The organism is Mucilaginibacter dorajii (genome assembly GCF_024808255.1).
In the GTDB taxonomy this organism is placed as follows: Bacteria; Bacteroidota; Bacteroidia; order Sphingobacteriales; family Sphingobacteriaceae; genus Mucilaginibacter; species Mucilaginibacter dorajii.
The window spans coordinates 156087-177124 of the sequence record NZ_JANTYS010000006.1; the positions used below are offsets into that span (position 1 = coordinate 156087).

Here is a 21038-nt window from a genome sequence, read left to right on the forward strand (position 1 = left end):
GCAAGCAGACAAACTGTAAGAAACGTGAACTAAATCAGGGCAAACGCATCTGAATAGTAAACGGCATAGGCTTATGGCGTGGGGAAGATATAAGCATCAAACGATACCTTGTTTTGCCTGCTTCTGGTTAAATGAGCCAGGTATAGCAGTGACTTGTATCGGCCAGCAACAGGTACAAATATTGGGATGTCCTTACATTGCGCGGTGCATCATTTTTGTGTTAACCATGTAAAAATATAAAGTATTGATTATGAGGTAATTGATATGTATTTTATCTGAAATATGTTAAGTTATGTTAACCCTGGTTAGCTGCGTTTGCCCGGTAGCGCAAATTAAAATGTAAAGTTAAAACATTCGTGAAATTCGATTAAATTGTAACCGGGTCGGCGGGCATTCGTGTCTAACAAAAAAGGGTGCCTTAAGATAACACGAATTCATTACTTGTGGGTAAAAGCCATTTCCCTGGCCTGGTATCAACTGTTAATTATTGTTAAAGCAGTTTTATGCCATACTATGTAACTCATGTATTACGTTCAACACACTTGAAATTATTGTGTTAACTTGCCTGTCGCTATAAATACCTTCTTCATGAAACTTTATAAAATACTTTCGGTCGCCCTATTGTGTGTTTACACGCTTACCGGTTATGCTCAAACAGGCGATCAACAGGGACCTAAATACGATCAACATAAAGTTTTCAGTCCGTTGTTTTATCCCGAAAAGGGCAATGAGTTCAGGAATGCAGGGGGCGCACCCGGTTCAAAGTACTGGCAAAACCGGGCCGATTATAAAATTGATGTTACACTTGATACCTTAAAACATCACATAGACGGCACGGCATTAATAACTTATACCAATAACAGCCCAGATGCGCTCGCGTTTTTGTGGTTACAGGACGATCAGAACATTTATCGCCAGGATTCCCGTGCAGAGGCGACTACAGCTGTTACCGGTGGGCGTTTTGCAAACCGCACCTATACCAAAGGCGACGAGATAAAAGCTATCTACATTATTAAAAATGGCAAAACCCAAAAGGCCGACTACCTGGTAACTGATACACGCCTGCAAATAAAATTAAAAGACTCGTTGAAAGCGGTGGGGGGCAAACTGCAAATAAAAATTGAATATGGTTTCGAGATCCCCAAATATGGTACCGATAGGATGGGACGCCAGCAAACAAAAAACGGCTGGATCTATGAAATTGCCCAGTGGTACCCGCGAATGGAAGTTTATGACGATGTAAGCGGTTGGAACACATTGCCATATCTTGGTGCAGGTGAGTTTTACCTGGAGTATGGCAATTTTGATTACACTATCACAGCGCCGTCAAGCCTCATAATCACCGGATCGGGCGAGTTACTTAACCCGGCTGAGGTTTATACAGCATCTACCATAGCCAAATTAGCCGCAGCCGCCAAAAGTGATAAAACGGTAACGATACGCGACGAAGCAGATATTTTGAAAGGGACAGATCATCCTGCAAAAGCAAGCCTTACCTGGCACTTTGCCTGCAAAAACGCGCGCGACGTGGCTTGGACGGCTTCTAAGGCATTTATCTGGGATGCCGCGCGTATTAATCTGCCCAGCGGCAAAAAGGCGCTGGCGCAATCGGTATACCCTGCAGAGGTTAAAGGTAATGATGCCTGGAGCCGGTCGACCGAGTATGTAAAAGCAGCTATTGAGCTTTATTCTAATCAATGGTTTGAGTATACCTATCCGGTGGCAACCAATGTGGCCGGTACGGTAGGGGGGATGGAATACCCCGGTATAGTTTTCTGCGGATCTGAAAATAAAACGGGCAGCCTCTGGGATGTAACCAACCATGAGTTTGGGCATAACTGGTTCCCGATGATTGTAGGCTCAAATGAACGCAAGTATGCCTGGATGGACGAGGGTTTTAATACCTTTTTAAATGATGTTGATACCCGTGTATTTAACAAAGGCGAATACTTTACACCTGTTGATGAGCAAAAGGCTGCATCAGGCTTATTTAGCGCCGATGCAGAACCTATCATGACCATCCCCGATGTAATACAGGAGAATTTTTTAGGTGTTGCCGCTTATGAAAAGCCAGCCCTTGGCTTAACCATTTTGCGTGAGCAGATCCTGGGCGAACAACGCTTTGACTATGCTTTTCGCACCTATATCAAACGCTGGGCTTTTAAACATCCTACTCCGTGGGATTTTTTCCATACTATGGATAACGCCGCGGGCGAAGACCTGAGCTGGTTTTGGAATGAGTGGTTTTTGACAACCTGGAAGCTTGACCAGGCCATAACCGGTATCAATTACCAAGATGGCGATGAATCAAAAGGCGCGCTGATCACCATCGAAAACCTGGAGGAAATGGCCTTGCCGGTTACTATCAGCATCAAAGAAGAAAATGGCAAAACGGGCATCGTAAAACTACCTGCCGAGGTTTGGCAGCGTGGTGGGGTATGGACTTTTCCTTATAAATCTACCTCGAAAATAATTATGGCTACTATTGATCCCGATCATAAGCTGCCGGATGTAAACCCAGAAAATAATTCATTCAGCGGTCTGCCGGTGCCTAAGGGCGTTACCGCGCTTTCTGTAATTAAAAATTACCTTGATGCTATTGGAGGTACTGATAAATTAAAAAATGTAAAAGATTTACAGGTGTCATCGGCCGCCAGTGTACAGGGATCAGAGGTGCAAATGGTGAGCCGTTACCGTACCCCCGGAATGTTTTATCAGCAAATTACTGTGCCATCGTACAATAACCTGGTGTTAACACATATTTTGGTTAATGGCGATAATATTAACGTGCAGCAGGTAAACCACCAAATGCCTTTGGATGATGTGGCCAAAAAGTTGCTGAAAGAAAAAAGCAAGCCTTTTCCCGAATTGGATTACGAAAAGAATCCGAATAACATGATGTTGGATTCTACTTTTAAAGTAGTGAACGGCGAAATGGTTTACGAGGTTGACATCAACATAACTGATGGGGCTGTGATCAAAAACTTCTATAGTCAAAAAACAGGATTAAAAGTTAAGCAGATCATAGATGGTCCTGTAGATTCAACTGTAGAATGGGGTAATTATGAAGGCATCAATGGAGGGATTAAAATTCCGTTTTTGATAAAAACTGTGGTGCTTGGTCACCCTGCCGATTTTAAGGTGAAGGAAACTGCTGTGAATAGTAATATGCCTGCGGTATCGTTTCAATAGCAACCACGCTATCGCAAGGCTCTGCCTTGTGGTAGCGTGGCAAAGTCTATGATATGGAAATTAAGCCAACCCCAACGCCTTACTCGTACGTTCCCTTGTAGCCTCACTCAAAGCAGTATCATTAGCTAATGATTGTCCATACGATGGGATCATTTGTTTTAATTTTTCCTGCCAGCCGGTTGATTTTACATGATCTTTAAAACAACGCTCAATGAGGTGAATCATGATAGGTACAGATGTAGATGCACCCGGTGAAGCGCCTAACAAAGCTGAAATTGAGCCATCTGCAGATGTTACCACTTCAGTACCAAACTCCAATACACCTGTATGTTTGGCATCTTTTTTAATTACCTGTACACGCTGGCCGGCAATATCAAGGTCCCATTCTTCGGCTTTGGCAGTGGGCAGGTACTCCTGCAGGGCCTTAAGCCTGTCTGTAGGCGATTGCATTACCTGGCTAATGAGATACTTGGTTAATGGCCAGTTATCGCGGCCTACAGCAAGCAGGGGTAGTATATTGTTAAGTTTGATTGATCCAAACAGGTCAAGTAATGAACCCTTCTTCAAAAAACGGGTAGAGAAACCAGCATATGGGCCAAATAATAGTTCGCGCTTGCCATCTATCATCCGGGTATCCAGGTGGGGTACCGACATTGGCGGCGAACCTACCGACGCTTTACCATAAACTTTAGCCTCATGTTGTTTAACCACATCGGGGTTATTACAAACCAGCCATTGCCCGCTTACCGGGAAACCGCCAAAGCCTTTGCTTTCCTGTATGCCCGATTTTTGCAGCAGGGGCAAAGCGCCACCACCGGCACCCACAAATACAAATTTTGTGGTTACTTTTCTTTTGTTACCGGTGGTTTTATCTTTTACGGTAACCAGCCAGCTGCCATCCTTGTTGCGTTTAAGGTTGGTAACATCATGATTAATATGAAGGTTAACGCCGCTTTGTTGTTTTAGTTTACCTAATAAGCCGCTGGTTAAGCTGCCAAAGTTTACATCGGTACCCAAATCCATAAACGTGGCCGAAACTTTTTCGTTTTCATCGCGACCTTCCATTACCAATGGGATCCATTTTTTGATTTGGGCTTTATCTTCGCTGTATTCCATCCCTTTAAAAAAGTGATGTTTGGTAAGCGCCTGCTGACGTTTTTTAAGATAATTCACATTATCGGCGCCCCACACAAAACTCATGTGTGGTACCTTGCGGATAAAGCTTTGCGGCGATGCGATATATTTTTGATCGATAAGGTAAGTCCAGAATTCTTTGCTGATTTCAAATTGTTCGGCAATTTTGATCGCTTTTTTGATCTCAACAGTACCGTCCGGAAGCTCGGGGGTATAGTTTAATTCGCAAAATGCGGAGTGACCAGTGCCGGCATTGTTCATCGGGGCCGAACTTTCGGCGGCAATGACATCAAGGCGTTCAAAAATTTCAATAGTTAAATCGGGCTGTAGCTCTTTAAGCATTACCCCCAATGTAGCGCTCATGATACCCGCGCCTATTAAAACCACATCAACTGCCGAACCTGAAACTTTATCGCTATTAGTCATCTTAGTATGATCCCTTATAAAAGGTATCCGAAATTAAATTACCAGTATAACCCGGTTTTGTAAAAAATGTTACGCAAATCTAAGGCTGTTTTGCAGCTTTAGATGAGGGAAAAATAAAACAGACAATTTTAAGGATTTTTTAAAGAAGATTTGTCGCTAACCATTCAAAAAATGCAATAAAAACCACGTTTAAATTTAAGCAAACATGCTTTTGTACAATTTACCGAAACTGTATTCATGATATATTAACACAAAATGAACATTGGACTGTATATATTAGGCACCCAATTGTAAAACAAACATGAGTCTGTCAAAGTCCCAAAATACATTATTGATACTGGTAATAACCATAATTTCGGTATCATGCAGTCAACCAGAAAAGAAACCAGTGCCTTTGTCAAAAGATATTTCCAAAACCACGGTGCAGGTTGCCGGCAAAAAGGATAGCGTAATCAACAACCCGCAAAAGAATTATGGTAGCGCTACGGTTGCAGATCCTTGTGTGAAATGCCTGCTGCAGGTTATCCAGGAAAGTAAAAGTTATAAAGAGAGCACCGCCAGCTTGTCGTCGCAGGATATCAATTTTACAGTTAATTGGGTTAAAGCAAGCGATCCCGCCTTAACACCGGATACCAGCAACAAAACCAATGGGGTAAGGGTTGATGTTAAAAAGATTGAAGATGGGGAGGATAAAAAGCTTTGTTCCTATGTTTATAACAATATTAATGGTACTATGTATCTCATCAATAATCAAAATAAGCTGGAACATGCCGTATCAAGTATTACGCCCGAACTGTTAAAGAAAATTCGCAGCAGTTGTTATTGGGGAGTAGCCTCGGGCAAGTAAAATATCAGGCATTTAATACCAATAATGCTACCTGTACAATATCCTCTAACGTTTGCTTATCAGCGCCCGCCCGTGCTGATACTCTAAGCCCACTAATGGTGCTAAAAACAAAGTGTGCCAATGCCCTTGCATCTTTCGCTTTGGTAAACTGTCCGTGTGCCTGACCTTTTTCAATGGTACGGGCAAAAGCATCTTCCACACTCTGGTTGTTTTCGGTCACTAAAGCGCCAATCTCTTTGTCGTGACTGGATAATTCTACAGCGGTGTTTACCATAAAACATCCTTTGGCAAGCGTATCTTCTTCACTTTCTTTGATCACTCCGTGCAGGATCTGTGAGATAGCCTCCCGGGCATCCACTATGTTTTTTAACATCGAGAGTACCGCGTTGGTGTTTTTTGCCTGGTACTGCCTTAGTGATTTTGTAAACAGTGTTCGTTTATCGGTATAGGTATTATAAAGACTTGAACGGTTAATACCAAGCCCATCAACCAAATCCTGGGCCGATGTGGCATGATATCCCTTATCCCAAAACAAAGCGACTGCTTTATCAAGCAGCTGGTCTTCATCAAATTCTTTTTTCCTGGCCATCTTTGTAGTTTGCAATTTATGGTTAGCAGTTTGCACATCCATAATATACGAACAAAATTACCGATTTGAAACATTCGTTCCAAATCGGTATAAAAAATTTAAATTTTATGGTGATTAATAGATCAGGGCATTTACGGTTAAGCCGCCATCAGCAACCAATTCGGTACCGGTAATAAATGAAGCATCGTCAGAAGCTAAAAATCTTACTGTATTGGCAATTTCTTCTGCCTGGCCAAAACGGTTTAACAAAATTCTTTGGCTTAAAATGTTCCCAAAGCCAGCAACTTGTTCATCAGTTAAACCAAGTTTACCATAAAGCGGGGTAGCAATCGGACCCGGAGATACAGTGTTTACGCGTATTTTGCGTGGGGCAAGCTCACGTGCCAATACTTTAGTAAATGATAAAAGCGCGGCTTTGCTTGCGGCATATACACTGCTATCGGGTGCACCTAAAGTGGCATTTACAGATCCGTTAAATATAATTGAAGCGCCATCATTAAGGATGGGGATAAATTTTTGAACGGTAAAGAAAACACCTTTAACATTCAAATTCATCATAGTGTCATATTGCTCTTCGGTCATAGCCTCTGCTGAATTAAACAGAGCCACGCCGGCGTTCAGGAACAGGATATCAACTTTACCGTATTGGTCTTTCACTTCGGTTACCAGGCTATCTATCTGGCTTAATTTTGCCTGGTCAGATACTATCCCCGTTACGCCCAATTCTTCGGCTGCTTTGCTTACAGCTTTTGCGTTACGACCGGTTATTACTACTTTAGCGCCTTTTGCTGCTAATTCTTTTGCAGTTGCATATCCAATACCGCTGTTACCACCTGTAATTACGGCTACTTTGTTGGTGAGATTACTCATTGTTTTATTTTTTAATGTTGTTGTTGTTATTTGATGCCCCAAAGATAATAAAATTGGAATGATCGTTTCAAATAAATCTTTCAATTTTTACGATCGTGACATTGGCTTTACAAAATCCTGGATTTTTGAAGTTTTTATGCACGAAATTCGAAATCTATCCGGTAATATGGTTGGTTTTAGTTTAAAAAGATAACCTGTTTGTGTCTCCATTAAACATGGCGAAACAAACAGGTTATTATATTATTCCCTTTGCGGAAAGCATAGTTGGCAAAAAAGCAGTTGTCAATTTGTAAACTCGCAAACCTTTAACTGATTGGTTTTTATAGTATCCATACTGTAAATTGTTTACTGCTGTGCCGGTAAAACAAACCAAAAGGTGCTACCTATATCTACATAGCTTTCTACACCTATGTGGCCGTAATGACTTTCAATGATATGGGCGGCTGTTTTAAGACCTGTTTCCTGGCGGTTTTCCTGTTTGTTAAACTCAAACAGGCTTCTTAGCAACTGTGGCGGTATGCCAATACCATGGTCGCTTACACTTACCTTAATACTGCCGTTTTCTGCGCTTGTGCGCACCTCAATTTTTTTTGCTTTGGGAGAATATCTGATAGCATTTTTTACGAAGTGAAGGATTACCTGGCTAATCTTTTCTTCGTCGCCGCTAACTAACTTAATGAGTGGATCAAACAAACAAATTATTCTGCGGTTGCTGGTATCATTTTGAATAAGACTCAGGCAATTGCGAATACTGTTGTTGATATTGAACAAAGCAGCAAGGCTCCTAAGTTCTTCGGATTGAGGTTTAGGGGGATTAAGCATGTTTTTCAAGTTTAAGTAAAATATCCTTTTTAGTGAATACCAGCATTAGCGGTATTGTGTTACTACTTAACTATAGGTAATGTTTTCTGCATTATAAGATGTACACACAAATTTAAGCATAAACCACTCATTATAAACTGCGTATTAATACGCAAATTGTGTGTGCCTTATACTTAATTTTAAACTATGGGGTAATTTATTCCTTTTTCGGGTAACACTACAGATTATTGAATAGTTGGTGGCAGTAAGTTCGTAGTTGATGGTTCACGGATAATAGCCGGAAGTTAGGTACAGAGTTTATGGAATGGTCGAAATTTATAAATTTAAAATTGAGCCCTTCAGCCTATCCGAGGGCATACAAAGGCTTCTTTTGCATCGCCAAAAACGACGAACCTTGATCTCATAATTGTCTGCCAAATTGAAATTATAGTGCATTTGTCTGGCAAACCGTCCATGTAAATATCAGCCCGACTACTGAGCTCTTAATTGTGGCAGTAGTAGGAGGGAGTGTAGGTTGCATTTGTCGATAAGGATAAAAAATAAGATATCTACCTTTCACAAATTAGCTTTATTAGGTTAGTTAATCTGTTTAAGTTTATTTTATAAAAAATTCATTACCAATGTTATAATGTAATATTTTAAAGTTTTAAGTAAAGCAGGATTAATATTGCTATCGTTATTTGTGCTGATGGTATGTTCAGTTTAAGTCGTCGGTGGTATCATCCAAATAGTTGTCAAAGTTGTTGGTGTCATTGTGAATCAATATGCGTTGATGCTAACCCTATTTATACGTTATAACATCTTAGGTCGCAAAATGAAATAGATGATGTAGATCACTTACTGTCAATATCTTCGTAACTAAAAGAATGTATCCCTGGTAAGGTCAAAGCTTTATATTTATCTGAGGCTGGTTATGTTGGAGCTAAACAGGTAGGTGTTTTAAAAGCGGTTGTTCAGTTAATGCATGGCGTTGCTCATATGCATATACAATGCCTTTTCTCAGATTTTTGGATGTGGTTAGTTTATAGCTTTTTCTGGCTTATAAACAGCTGTTAATCTTGTTTTTGCTTTGATTGTATAAGTACTTGGTGTAAGCCTTTTTAGAGGAACTTTTTATTTAACCGTTAGCAAGGAGGCGATACATCGCCTCCTTGCTAACGGTGTTTTATCGCGACTGTATCTTTTGCCATATATTCCTGGTTAAACAAGTGCAAGTATCCCCAGCTAATTCTCGTCATAACGGCAGTATGTGCATGGTATCTGATAATCCTTCAGTAGCTTCTTTGATGCCACCCGCGAAATTTGCTGAACCCCTGAGGCGGTTTAAATAAACTTATGGTATTTAAACAAGGTTAGCTGTCTGGAAAAAATCATAAAAGTAATTGTTATTATAAAGTGTATAAATATTTGTATATAAAATATTTATACACTTTTTGCTTTGTTGAAAAGCTCGTTTTTTTTTAAGGATTTTTACTTGAATAAATACTAATACATTAATTGCAAGTTGAACGGAGCTGGGCCAAAATGTTTGGAAACATAATGGCCGGGGTTGAACCCGGACGAATGAGTTGGTCACCTGCGTCTATATATGATTGTAGTAATGGCCTTCAATGCGGCATAGTCTTAACAGTTAAATATCTCCTTCAGTATGGTTAATAATACAGCAATATGGAGTGGATTTACGAATCAGCAAACTCTCGCCTTTCAAATGCTACATATTGAGTGGGGTATAAATTTCTGTAGTTAACAGATTTAGGCGTAACTTTTTTGTTGCATTAATGCAATCGATAATTCATTTTTTATTGATTATATGGTACTATAAAGGCTTTTTATTTGATTATTTATACCTTTTATAGTTAGGGAAATTTTTAAATCACGAAAATTGAATAAAATTTGTGCAATCGATTGTATAAATGATTTTTTGTTTATAATTTTATCGCTGTAATACCAATTATACCGAATAATACCTGATTGAATTTGTGTGGGCCTGGCGGAACAGGAAAAAGAAAGGATAAGTCTGATATTTTTCACAATCGATTGCGTAGTGATTTTAACTGTTTATGATACTCGCAGTTTTTATAATTAAACGGCTTTTAAGGAAGGAGGGCAAGAATTTTATCAAATTAATTTTTAAGTCATGATGATTATCAATCACACGTGGCAGCGCTTGGTCCGGTGGGGGAAATGTATGCCATTTTCAGATGAAGAACGCCGGATTGCGAAAGCGTAAAAACAACGAACCAATAAATTAAAAACCAATCAAATAAACCATTATGGCAAAATGTTTACGAATAGTACTGCTATTCATGTCCTTGTTTATAAGTGCTGCAGTCAGCGCTCAAAACCAGGGAGCAATAATAAAAGGTACCGTTACCGATGAAAAAGGTGTTACGCTTCCCGGCGTATCTATCCTGGTTAAAGGTACCAACAGGAGCACGGTATCTGATGTTAACGGTAATTATAGTATCACTATTCCGGCCGGAGGAAAGATACTTTTATTCTCCTTTATCGGGATGCAAACCAAAGAGATCGTAGTGGGCGATAAGCTATTGATCAGCCTAAGCCTGCAATCTACGGCCACTGCACTATCGGATGTAGTAGTTATCGGCTACGGTACTCAAAAAAGGCAGGATGTGAACGGTGCAATCTCTTCTGTTACGGCCAAAGATATTGCCGATATCCCGCAGGTAAGTGTCGATCAGCTGTTACAGGGTAAGGCCTCGGGTGTAACCATTACGCAAAATGCTGGTGGCCCCGGAAGCTCTACCTCGGTACATATCCGTGGTATTACATCGTTAAGCCTTTCAAACGAACCGCTTTATGTGATAGATGGAGTTGCCATTTCTGGCGATGCTACTAACCAGTCAACCAGTGGCAGGTCGCAAGGAATCGCGGCAAACAATGGTGAAAACGCGCCAAGCCCGCTTACTTTTTTAAACCCGGCCGATATTGAAAGTATAGATGTATTAAAAGATGCATCAGCAACGGCTATCTACGGGAGCAGGGGATCGAACGGCGTAATTATCATCACCACCAAACGTGGTAAAAGCGGCGCCATGAAAATTGGCTACACCGGCGATTATGGTTTTCAGCAGCAAGGCAAATTTTTGCCAATGATGAACCTGAAGCAATATGCTACCCTTGAAAACGCGCTTGCCGATAATAGTGGTCAAAACAGGAGAGGGGAGTTTGCCAATCCGGATTTACTGCCCGAAGGTACTAACTGGCAGAAGGCGATCTTCAGGACAGCCCCAACCCAAAGCCATCAGCTATCCTTTTCGGGAGCTAAGGATGGTAACGATTATTATATTTCTGCCGGATACGTAAAGCAAAAAGGTACGGTATTAGGAAATGATTTTGACAGGTATACCATCCGCGCCAACGTAAATTCACAGGTTAAAGAATGGTTTAGGGTAGGTACAAATCTATCCGGTGCCCGTAGCTTTCAAAATACTTCTTTAAGTAACAATACCGGGATCATCTATACAGCTTTATTAAGCGCGCCAGATCAGGCTATTTATAATGCTGATGGTTCTTTTGCTGGTCCGCAGGCAGGGCAAATTGGCGCGCAGATTAACCCTGTTGCGCAGGCTTTGTCTATCGCCAATAACCTGGCGAGGGATAATTTCAATGGCAATTTATACGCCGATCTGCGTTTTTTTAAAGATCTTACGCTCCATTCTGAAGTAGGTGGCGATATAAACTACACAACTGCCAATTTCTTTACACCTACCTATAATTACGGGCCGCTGTATACTAATCCTACGGCCACATTGCAGGAATATTACACCAATTCAACCTACTGGGGTTGGAAGGAGTATCTTACCTATACGCACACATTTGCTAAAAAACATAATTTAACTGTTTTAGCGGCTCATGAGTTGATCAACTCGGTTTATCATAGTAATAGCGCTGGTGTTAACGGATTTTTATCCAATGACTTACCGGCATTAGGTTTAGGTACAGCTTCAACTGCCACTATAGATGAATATATTGGCAATAATGATATTTTAGAATCGGCATTTGCGCGTGCTATTTACACGTTTGATAATAAATACAGCTTAACTGCTACTTATCGTGCAGATAGGTCCTCAAAATTTGCACAAGGCCATCAAACAGGTTATTTCCCATCATTCGCGGTTTCCTGGAGATTATCTGATGAGGCTTTTATGGCAGGTGTGAAACAGGTAGCCGATAATATCAAGATCCGTGCAAGCTATGGTGAAACGGGTAACCAAAATATCCCCGCTTACCGTTACGGCTCAGCGCTTAACTCGGTTAAAACAGGCTTGGGAACAGGTTTTGCTATTGATAAAGTCCCCAACCCCAACCTTACCTGGGAAACAGCTTTGCAGTTTGACGCCGGTGTAGATTTTAGTCTGTTTGGAAACAGGGTCGACGGTACTTTTGATTATTTTGATAAAAGCGCTAAAAATTTCCTGTTCCAGGCTTCTTTACCAGCGTTCCTGCTTGGGCAAACTGCCGAATACTCAGGTACAGGCGTAATCAGCGCGCCGTTTGAAAACGGAGGCAAATTATCTGCTAAAGGTTTCGAGTTCTCGCTTACCAGCAAAAACCTTGTTTCGGGCAGCTTTAAGTGGAATACTACGCTGATTTTCAGTCATTACACTAACAAGGTTATTTCCCTGTATAATGGTACGCCATATATCAGTGCAAACGTAACAACCAGTTTCCTGAATTTACCGGTAACCCGTACCCAGCCAGGTACAGCGGTTGGTGAGTTTTTTGGCTATAAAGCGATAGGCATTTTTAAAACCGACGCGCAGTTAAGAAACGCACCGCCACAATTTGCACCGCGGCCGGTAAGTAATTCATCGGGCGGTACCTGGTTAGGGGATGTTCAGTATGAGGATGTTAACCACGATGGTAAAATCGACATTAATGATCAAACCGATTTGGGTAACCCTAATCCTAAATTCACCTATGGCATCACCAACACCTTTAACTATAAAGGCTTTGATATGAGTATTTTCCTGAACGGATCATACGGTGCTAAAATCTTCAACGTATTGAATTACCAGATTGCCAGTTTGGGAAGTTTATACCAAAATCAATTGGCATCGGTGGCAAATTTCTGGACACCAGCCAATCCAAACTCTAACATCCCGCGGCCATCTGCCGGTGATAATCCTAACCTGTACAACTCAGATCGTTTTATTGAAAGCGGCTCATTCCTGAGGTTGCAAAACGTAACAGTTGGCTACAACCTGCCTGCGTCTATTGTCGGGAAAATTAAACTTTCAAGGTTAAGGGTATATGCCAGCGGGCAAAATTTGTGTGTGTTTACTCCATACAAAGGTTTGGATCCGGAAATAGGCTCAAACAATCAAAATGTGTTTTTAACAGGTGTTGATCTGGGTAGGTATCCCCAGGCGCGTACCATTACGTTTGGCGTAAACGCAGAGTTTTAACCGATATAATCAAATGAAAAAATCAAAATATTTTATAGGAATAGCTGTCATGACCAGTGTTGTGGCAACAAGCTGCAAAAAAGATTATTTTAGCCGTGCACCTAAAAGCCAGATCACCGTTGATAACTTTTATCAAACGGCCGATCAGGTGGCCGCCAGCACCAACGTTTTATACAGCGCGCCATGGTTTGGCTGGAGCGGTAAAGCAGGCTGGTCAATTGCTGATTTAAGCAGTGGCAACGCAAGGACGTACTCCAGTGATATCATCAACTTTCAGGATTATACCGTTACCGGTACCAATTTTGAAATCTCTGCCGCCTGGAACTCGCTGTATATCGAGGTAGCGCAGGCCAACGGTATCATCAACAACCTTCCTTCAAAGGTTCCTGCATCTGTAGATAAATCTATTGTAAACAACGCTCTTGGCGAAGCACACCTATGGCGCGCGTTGGCCTATTTTCATTTGGTGCGGGTTTTTGGCCCGGTACCTATTATTGAAAATACATCCGACTATGTAACCAATTACCAGGTGCCCAGAAATCCGGTTGCCGATGTTTATAAATTCATTGTAAACGATTTGAAATTTGCTGAAGCAAACCTGAAAACTAATGTAAGGAGCGGTGTCGGTTCGGCAAACGCGCGCGTATCCAGTGGATCGGCCTCTGGTATGCTGGCAAAAGTGTACCTGTATATGCAGGACTATGCTAATGCCAGGGCCGAAGCGGAGAAGGTAATTCAAAGCGGCGAGTTTAAACTTTACGGAGTAGACGTGCAAGGCAAAGCATTTGCCGATTTGTTCCTTACGGCTAATAACAACAACGAGGAATCAATGATAGCCCTGCAATGGGCCACCAGCGGGCAGTATGGCTTGGGCAACCCATTCCAGGCGGCTGTAGCTTTTAACAGTGTTATTACGGGTACAGGCGATGGTTACGGGCAGGCGGGGCCAACCTTTGATTTACAAGATCAATATGATCCGGCTGATTTACGTAGAAAAGCAACTATTATGCTGCCCGGCGATAAATATCCGGAGATTAACCAGGCCAATGGCGGTTACACTTTACCCGCTGATGCCAGTAGCCAGGGAACACATGCCCAGGTAAAAAAATACGTTGTTGGCTCACCGGCAGATAATGGCGGCGTAGGCGGCAGGCAGGCATCTGCCAATAATACTTACATGCTGCGTTATGCCGATATGTACTTGATTGATGCGGAAGCCATCATGGCCGGCGCAACTACCAGTACAGATCCGGCAGCATTGGCGGCTATCAACACCATCCGCAAACGGGCTGGTTTAGGTAACCTGTTATCTATTAAACGCTGGTATACTGTGCCTAACGCCAATATTGGCAAATATGGCCCTACTCCCAACGGTAATGTACCAACCACTCTCATTAAAGATGATATCCTGGACGAACGCAGGCGGGAGTTTGCTTTTGAAGACGATTTCTTTTTCGATTTGATGCGACTTGATGGCTTTGATAAAACAAGTCACCCTAAAGCAATCGCTTATATGAAACAACAGGACAGGGGCACATCTGATAACAGTAATCCACCGGTGCGTTACGGAAACCAGTTTTTAACGGTAACTGATGCCAATCTGGTGTTCCCTATCCCGGCAACAGAAATTGCGGCCGATCCTAAACTTGCCGATCCTCCTGTTCCATACGTGTTTAAATAAAAACTTAAAAAGATGAAAAGAAATTTTAGAATTTTATATCTCTTGTTGCCGGTATTGGCAATTATGGGCTTTGCATCCTGCAAAAAGGATGATGCGGGTGGTAAAGGTGCGCCTACTGTAACCAGGGTGCGCTATTTAAGCAAATCTGATACCATCAAGGATGTTGTTCACCGGGTAAACCTCGATTCGAGCCAGGTTTATGACGATCACCGGATTGTACCGTTTGATTCAACTGCTACCCAAGGACGCTTGGGCACGCAATATGCTATCCTGGGTACCAACCTGCTTACGGCCATGTCGGTATCGTTTAACGGAGTAGCCGTATATTTTAACCCGGCGTTGGTTACTGATAACAGTATTATTGTAAGTATCCCATCTAATACCTCTACCGTACAGGTGCCGTTTGGACCTACGCAGAGTAACAAGATCACTGTTGTAACCAAATATGGCAAAGTCGATTTTAATTTCAGCATAGCGCAGCCACCTGCGGTTATCAGTAGCTTTTCGCCCCTGTTTGGTGGCGAGGGCGATATTGTTACCATTACGGGAACCATATTCAACTCAGTTTCCGGGGTGAAATTTGATGATACCCCTGCCCAGATTGTAGGCACGCCAACGCCAACTTCTATCCAGGTGAAAGTACCTGCCGGTGTTGCATCGGCACACATCTTTGTGACTACGCCTGGCGGAACGGCAAAATCTGCCGCGTCATTCGGGTTTAAATACACAGTTTATGATGATGTATTGGCAACAGGATGGGGCGGTCAGGGCAGCGGCGGCTATGATGGTTACAACAGTAACAGGAATTACAAAGATGGAACACACCCCAAACGCGGTACGGCGGATATTGCTGTTGAATATACCAACGCATATGGCGCCCTTCAATTAGGTTACGGTGGTGCTACGGTATTAGATGTTAAAAAGCTTGGTTTTACCAGTCTTAAGTTCTCCGTATACGGCGGTGCGGGTGTGGCAGCCGGTGCAAGGTTACAGGTGGTTATCAATGGCTCTTATGGTACAGCCAGCCTGGTTACTATTACTCCGGGCGCGTATGGCGACTTTACAATCCCATTAAGCTCACTCGGAAATCCTGCTACCATATCAGAAATTGTAATTCAGAGCTATGGTGGTACAGACACCATCTATGTAGATGATATCGGGTTTATTTAATAGCCTGGTTTATACAATTGATTTTGGAATACAAGCGCCGCCGCGAGGGGGGCGCTTGTTTTTTACCTTCTGTTTAAAATTCCGGTCAACCAGTCCAATTGTACTTTTAATACTACCATTCAATGAATAACAAAGTACTTACACAGGTGGCAGTCGCTGTTTTTGCAGCGCTTGCTTTAGCTGTATCTTCCTGTAAAAAAGACGCTGTACCGCACATAAACAATCCGGATACGGTAAAAAATATTTCGACTAAGCCCGATACCACCGGGACCCTTATCGGTAACACCGGGGCGGCTTTTCCAAACATGGGCCTTGCCGTACTTTATGGAACCATGTCATCTAACCCTGCTTACGTGGCTATCGTAAAGCGCGAAGCTAATTATGTCACTTTCGGTAACGAACTGAAAAATGCATCCATTGTAAAAAACGATGGTAGCTTTGATTATACAACAGCAGATGCGTTATTGACCATTTGTACTAATAACGGACTAAGCGTATTCGGCCATACGCTATGTTGGTATTCGCAGCAAAACGCTGTTTATTTAAACGGCTTGATATCGGCACTAAACAAACCGGTTACAGGGGCACCAAAGCCGGCAAACCTGCTTAGTAACGGCGATTTTGAAGGAGGCACGGGATTGTCATTCACTGGCTGGACTAACCTTACAGGCGGCAGTGCAACCGGATCTTTTAACTCAGTTATTGATGATAACGATGGCGGCTCCAGGGCTATGCAGGTAGCGGTCACTATGCCTGGCGCTAATGCTTACGACATACAGTCAATTGGTACAGTATTTACCACTACAGTTGGCAAAACCTACCAGGTTTCTGCATCCATTAAATCGTCAGGAATGGGTACTGTGCGTATGGTGATGCAAAATACGGCCTACCAGCAAACCGATCTTAAAACAAAACCCGGTTGGGCAACCTACACCTGGAATGTGACGATTACCGAAGCATCGCCGATATTAAGATTTAATTTCCCTGACGCGGGTGTTTATGTGATTGACAATGTTACCGTTGTTGATCCTTCAACCGGCTCCTATGTGCCGCCAACAAAGGCACAGGCTGCAGCAGTTATTGATACCGCGCTTAAAACCTTTATTACTGCAACTGTTAAACGTTATAAAGGTAAGATCAAAGCCTGGGATGTGGTGAACGAGCCCATGTCTGACGGTAACGGCTCTCTTCGCGATAGTGCCAATTACACCATATCGGCAGCTAATACAGGTAACCAATTCTTATGGGCCAATTACCTGGGCCGCGCATTTGCGTTAAAAGCCTTTCAATATGCCAAAGCAGCCGATGCAAACGCCCTGTTGTTTATCAACGAATATAACCTGGAATATAATTTCAAGCTCGATTCATTGATTGGTTATGTGAAAGAGCTAAAAACTAAAGGTGCCCAGATTGATGGTATAGGTACCCAGATGCATATTAACCTGCAAACTACCCAGGCCAGCATTGATAATGAATTTGTAAAGCTGGCTGCAACCGGTTTATTAGTGCGTGTTTCTGAATTGGATGTTACCATGAACAGTAGTAAAAGCGCGTCATTTAGTCCCACGGCAAGTCAGTTGGCATCGCAGGCGGCCATGTATAAATATGTTGTACAGTCGTATCTGAAAAATGTCCCTAAAGCACAGCGTTTTGGGATCACCGTTTGGGGGCTTACCGATAATGAAAGCTGGCTCAATAGCCCATCAGCGCCAGATTACCCGCTCTTGTTTAACCAAAACCTATCGAAAAAAGCAGGGTATTATGGCTTTTTGGAAGCCTTGAAGGGTATTTAGTAAAGGGAAGAATAACGAACGAGTAAACGATAATCAAATTGATGGCCTAATGATCAAAGCTGTAGCCGGGGATAAGGATTTAGTGATTGGCCTGCTTCAACAGGCCGGTGAAGGGCTAAGCAGTCATCTGTTTAAAAATAAGCAACAGCAGGAGTTGTTATTATCACACCTGTTTGATCTGTATTTTTATGTGGGCGAAATATGGTTATCAGATAACAGGAGAGCTTGCGCGCTGATCATGCAGCCGGGATTGTCGCTATTAAACGGTAAATCTATAGGGCAGTTGATTAAACTCTTTTTGTCTGAAGTTGGCAGAACTGTGCTCGATGAAGTATGGCACCAGTTAAGCAGGGGAGGGCAGTTAAAAATCATAAATAAAATAACCTATATCCGATGGATCTGTGTCGATCCGTTATTTCGGCGACGCGGAACAGGAAGCGGTTTGTTGGGCAGGATATTGGAAAAAGCAGCGGTACAAAACAGGACTGTTTATGCTGAAACCGCTGCCGTAAAAAGCTTGGATTGGTTGGAACGGTTTGGTTTTGAAGGTTACGATGTGCTTGATGATCAGTAATTAAGAAACGTAACTTTCCTGCTCAAACGAAGCTTTAGCCAAAAGGCCTTAACTAAATATAAATCGGATCATAAACCTTAAAATAGAGAAGAAATGAAACACACGGTTTTTCTTTTTTTGATGGCCTTATCAGTTACCGCAGGTGCCCAAAATGCCGCGCCTGTTAATTTTACTGCCGATGAGGATCATCACAATATGATGGTTCAATTAGGTATTAAAATACTGCGTAATGGTCCCAGCGGCGATGATGCCGCACCCAACCATGCCAATTACGACCAGGCCCTTGCCAATCCTTATCCTAACCTGCCCGATGCGTTAATTTTGAAAAACGGTAAAAAAGTGACCACAGCCCAGGCATGGTGGCAACAGCGCCGACCGGAGATTGTAGAAGATATGGAACGCGAGGTTTATGGGCGAATCCCTGTTAATATGCCTAAAGTGAGCTGGACAACCAAGATTACCGATAAAGAACGTGTGGGCTTTTACCCGGTAATTGCCAGGCAGCTTATTGGTCATGTAGATAATACCGCCTATCCGTTAATCAACGTAAATATTGAAATGACACTGGTATTGCCTGCAAACGCTAAAGGCCCTGTGCCGGTGTTAATGATGTTTGCCCGTAGCGTTCTGCCTGCGCCTGCCCAGCCACCGGCTGCCGATCTGGAAAAGATTAACAGCGCCATCAAAGATTTATTAGTGAAAGAACATCCCGAATTGAAAAGTATATTTGAACAATATCCGGCCTATAACCCGGTTTCGGAGCAATCGCCTTTTGGTCCCGGCGGCTTTCCGGTTGCAAAAGGTGACCCGCCCACTGCCGTACAGCTTATAGCCAACGGATGGGGGTATATACTTATTGATCCGGCATCTATACAGGCCGATAATGCAGAAGGATTAACCAAAGGAATCATTGGCCTGGTAAATAAAGGGCAGCCACGTAAACCGGATGATTGGGGAGCTTTACGTGCCTGGTCATGGGGCGCGGCAAGGGCTTTGGATTACCTCGAAACTGTACCCGCTGTCGATGCCAGGCATGTGGGGATTGAAGGTGTATCCCGTTATGGCAAAGCCGCCCTGGTTACACTTGCTTTTGAACAACGCTTTGCAATGGGGCTTATCGGTTCATCGGGCGAGGGCGGTGCTAAATTACACCGGCGCAATTTTGGCGAAGCTGTTGAGAGCCTTACCGGTGGTGAGTATTATTGGATGGCGGGTAATTTTATGAAGTATGGCGCTGCTGAAGCAAGCTTTGGCCCTAAAACGGCTAATGATCTCCCTGTAGATGCACATGAATTAATCGCCTTATGCGCGCCGAGATTAACCTTTATAAGTTATGGCATTCCCGAACAGGGTGATGCGCGTTGGCTGGATCAGCAGGGGAGTTACATGGCTACTGTAGCGGCAGGCCCGATTTTTAAGCTGCTTGGTGTTAAGGACCTGGGCATAACAGATGATTATAAAATCGCAAAGATGCCGCCCGTAAATACAGGGTTGCTTGATGGTCAGTTGGCCTGGCGTCAGCACGACGGTGGCCATACCGACGCACCCAATGTGAAATATTTTATAGCCTGGGCCAATAAGTTCATACATGATAAATCAGTCAATAAATAATCAAACTAATCAGTATATGAAATGCAAGAACTTACACTTACTGCTGTTGTTAGTTACGGTTATCAGCGTAGTTACACTAAAAGCACAAACTCCAGCTCGTCCCTGGAATAATAAAGAATGCGCTGTGGTTTTAACGTACGATGACGCGATAGATGCCGATCTGGACAATGTGGCCCTCGTGTTAGATTCTTTAAAGTTGAAGGGAACGTTTTATCTCATAGGCTCATCGCCTGTTGTTACCAACCGGATGAATGAATGGCGCAAATTAGCCGCCCGTGGTAATGAGTTAGGGAACCATTCTTTATATCATCCTTGTGATGGCAGTTTGCCAGGAAGAGGTTTTGTTACCGCCGAAACGGATTTGAGTAAGTATACTGTTAGCAGGGCGGTAAAAGAGATCAGAACAACCAACACGCTGCTTACCGCGCTGGATGGTAAAACAGAAAGGACATTTGCCTACCCATGCGGCGATCTGCAAATTGGCAATCAACGCTTTTATGATGAACTAAAAAAAGATTTTGTGGCTGCCCGTGGCGTAAATGCAGGGCTGCAAATGGCAAAACAGGTTAATCTTGATAATGTAGATTGTTTTATGATCAATGGCCAATCGGCCGATTATATGATTGATTTGGTTGAAAAGGCAAAGCAATCGCACACCTTGTTGGTTTTCCTTTTTCATGGCGTAGGGGGCGGGCATAATATCAATGTAAGTCTTGATGCGCATAGCAAGCTTTTACACTATTTAAAGGCTAACGAAAAAACAATATGGGTTGCGCCAATGGTTAACGTAGCCCGTTATATAAAAAAGATACAAGCAGGTAATTAAGCCAAATTTTATTATATTGCAATCGATTGCGTAAGTGCGATCATTGCCAAATAAACTGTAAATAGGTATAG

At 42.7% G+C, this 21038-nt stretch carries 13 protein-coding genes; 9 read left to right on the forward strand and 4 right to left on the reverse strand.

Annotation, left to right across the window (positions count from 1 at the left end; translation table 11 throughout):
• Window positions 1-588: 588 nt before the first annotated feature.
• Window positions 589-3192 carry a M1 family metallopeptidase gene (locus FHS10_RS10270; protein WP_259090041.1) on the forward strand — a complete coding sequence of 868 codons (2604 nt, stop codon included), beginning with the start codon at window positions 589-591 and terminating at the stop codon, window positions 3190-3192.
• 60 nt (window positions 3193-3252) lie between these two features.
• Here FHS10_RS10270 and FHS10_RS10275 read toward each other — a convergent pair whose 3' ends face one another.
• Window positions 3253-4752 carry a malate:quinone oxidoreductase gene (locus FHS10_RS10275; protein ID WP_259090043.1) on the reverse strand — a complete coding sequence of 500 codons (1500 nt, stop codon included), beginning with the start codon at window positions 4750-4752 and terminating at the stop codon, window positions 3253-3255.
• Window positions 4753-5053: 301 nt separating this feature from the next.
• On the opposite strand from FHS10_RS10275, the gene FHS10_RS10280 reads away from it, so the two are divergent.
• On the forward strand, window positions 5054-5599 hold the full coding sequence (locus tag FHS10_RS10280; RefSeq protein ID WP_259090044.1) for a hypothetical protein: 546 nt from the start codon (window positions 5054-5056) through the stop codon (window positions 5597-5599).
• A 4-nt stretch (window positions 5600-5603) separates the two neighbouring features.
• On the opposite strand, the gene FHS10_RS10285 is transcribed toward FHS10_RS10280, so the two are convergent.
• From FHS10_RS10285 to FHS10_RS10295, 3 genes are all read right to left on the reverse strand, one after another.
• Window positions 5604-6188: a TetR/AcrR family transcriptional regulator gene (locus tag FHS10_RS10285; RefSeq protein WP_259090047.1), complete on the reverse strand. Its 585-nt coding sequence runs from the start codon at window positions 6186-6188 to the stop codon at window positions 5604-5606.
• A gap of 114 nt (window positions 6189-6302) precedes the next feature.
• On the reverse strand, window positions 6303-7058 hold the full coding sequence (locus FHS10_RS10290) for an SDR family oxidoreductase (RefSeq protein ID WP_259090049.1): 756 nt from the start codon (window positions 7056-7058) through the stop codon (window positions 6303-6305).
• 345 nt (window positions 7059-7403) lie between these two features.
• Window positions 7404-7880 (reverse strand): sensor histidine kinase, encoded by a 477-nt coding sequence (locus FHS10_RS10295; protein ID WP_259090052.1) that lies wholly within the window; start codon window positions 7878-7880, stop codon window positions 7404-7406.
• 2273 nt (window positions 7881-10153) lie between these two features.
• Between FHS10_RS10295 and FHS10_RS10300 the strand changes: the two genes are divergently transcribed.
• The 7 genes from FHS10_RS10300 (at window position 10154) to FHS10_RS10330 (ending at window position 20967) form a co-directional block, all read left to right on the forward strand.
• Complete coding sequence (locus tag FHS10_RS10300; protein WP_259090053.1) at window positions 10154-13312, forward strand: SusC/RagA family TonB-linked outer membrane protein; 3159 nt, start codon at window positions 10154-10156, stop codon at window positions 13310-13312.
• Window positions 13313-13325: 13 nt separating this feature from the next.
• A complete protein-coding gene (locus tag FHS10_RS10305; RefSeq protein ID WP_259090057.1) occupies window positions 13326-14993 on the forward strand; it encodes a RagB/SusD family nutrient uptake outer membrane protein in 1668 nt (555 codons plus the stop codon).
• A gap of 12 nt (window positions 14994-15005) precedes the next feature.
• The gene (locus FHS10_RS10310; RefSeq protein ID WP_259090059.1) at window positions 15006-16163 is read left to right on the forward strand and encodes an IPT/TIG domain-containing protein; all 1158 of its coding nucleotides are present in this window, start codon (window positions 15006-15008) and stop codon (window positions 16161-16163) included.
• Window positions 16164-16285: 122 nt separating this feature from the next.
• On the forward strand, window positions 16286-17956 hold the full coding sequence (locus tag FHS10_RS10315; protein ID WP_259090061.1) for an endo-1,4-beta-xylanase: 1671 nt from the start codon (window positions 16286-16288) through the stop codon (window positions 17954-17956).
• A gap of 49 nt (window positions 17957-18005) precedes the next feature.
• The gene (locus FHS10_RS10320) at window positions 18006-18530 is read left to right on the forward strand and encodes a GNAT family N-acetyltransferase (RefSeq protein WP_259090064.1); all 525 of its coding nucleotides are present in this window, start codon (window positions 18006-18008) and stop codon (window positions 18528-18530) included.
• 93 nt (window positions 18531-18623) lie between these two features.
• Complete coding sequence (locus FHS10_RS10325; protein WP_259090066.1) at window positions 18624-20141, forward strand: glucuronyl esterase domain-containing protein; 1518 nt, start codon at window positions 18624-18626, stop codon at window positions 20139-20141.
• A gap of 16 nt (window positions 20142-20157) precedes the next feature.
• Window positions 20158-20967: a polysaccharide deacetylase family protein gene (locus tag FHS10_RS10330; RefSeq protein ID WP_259090068.1), complete on the forward strand. Its 810-nt coding sequence runs from the start codon at window positions 20158-20160 to the stop codon at window positions 20965-20967.
• Window positions 20968-21038 lie beyond the last annotated feature (71 nt).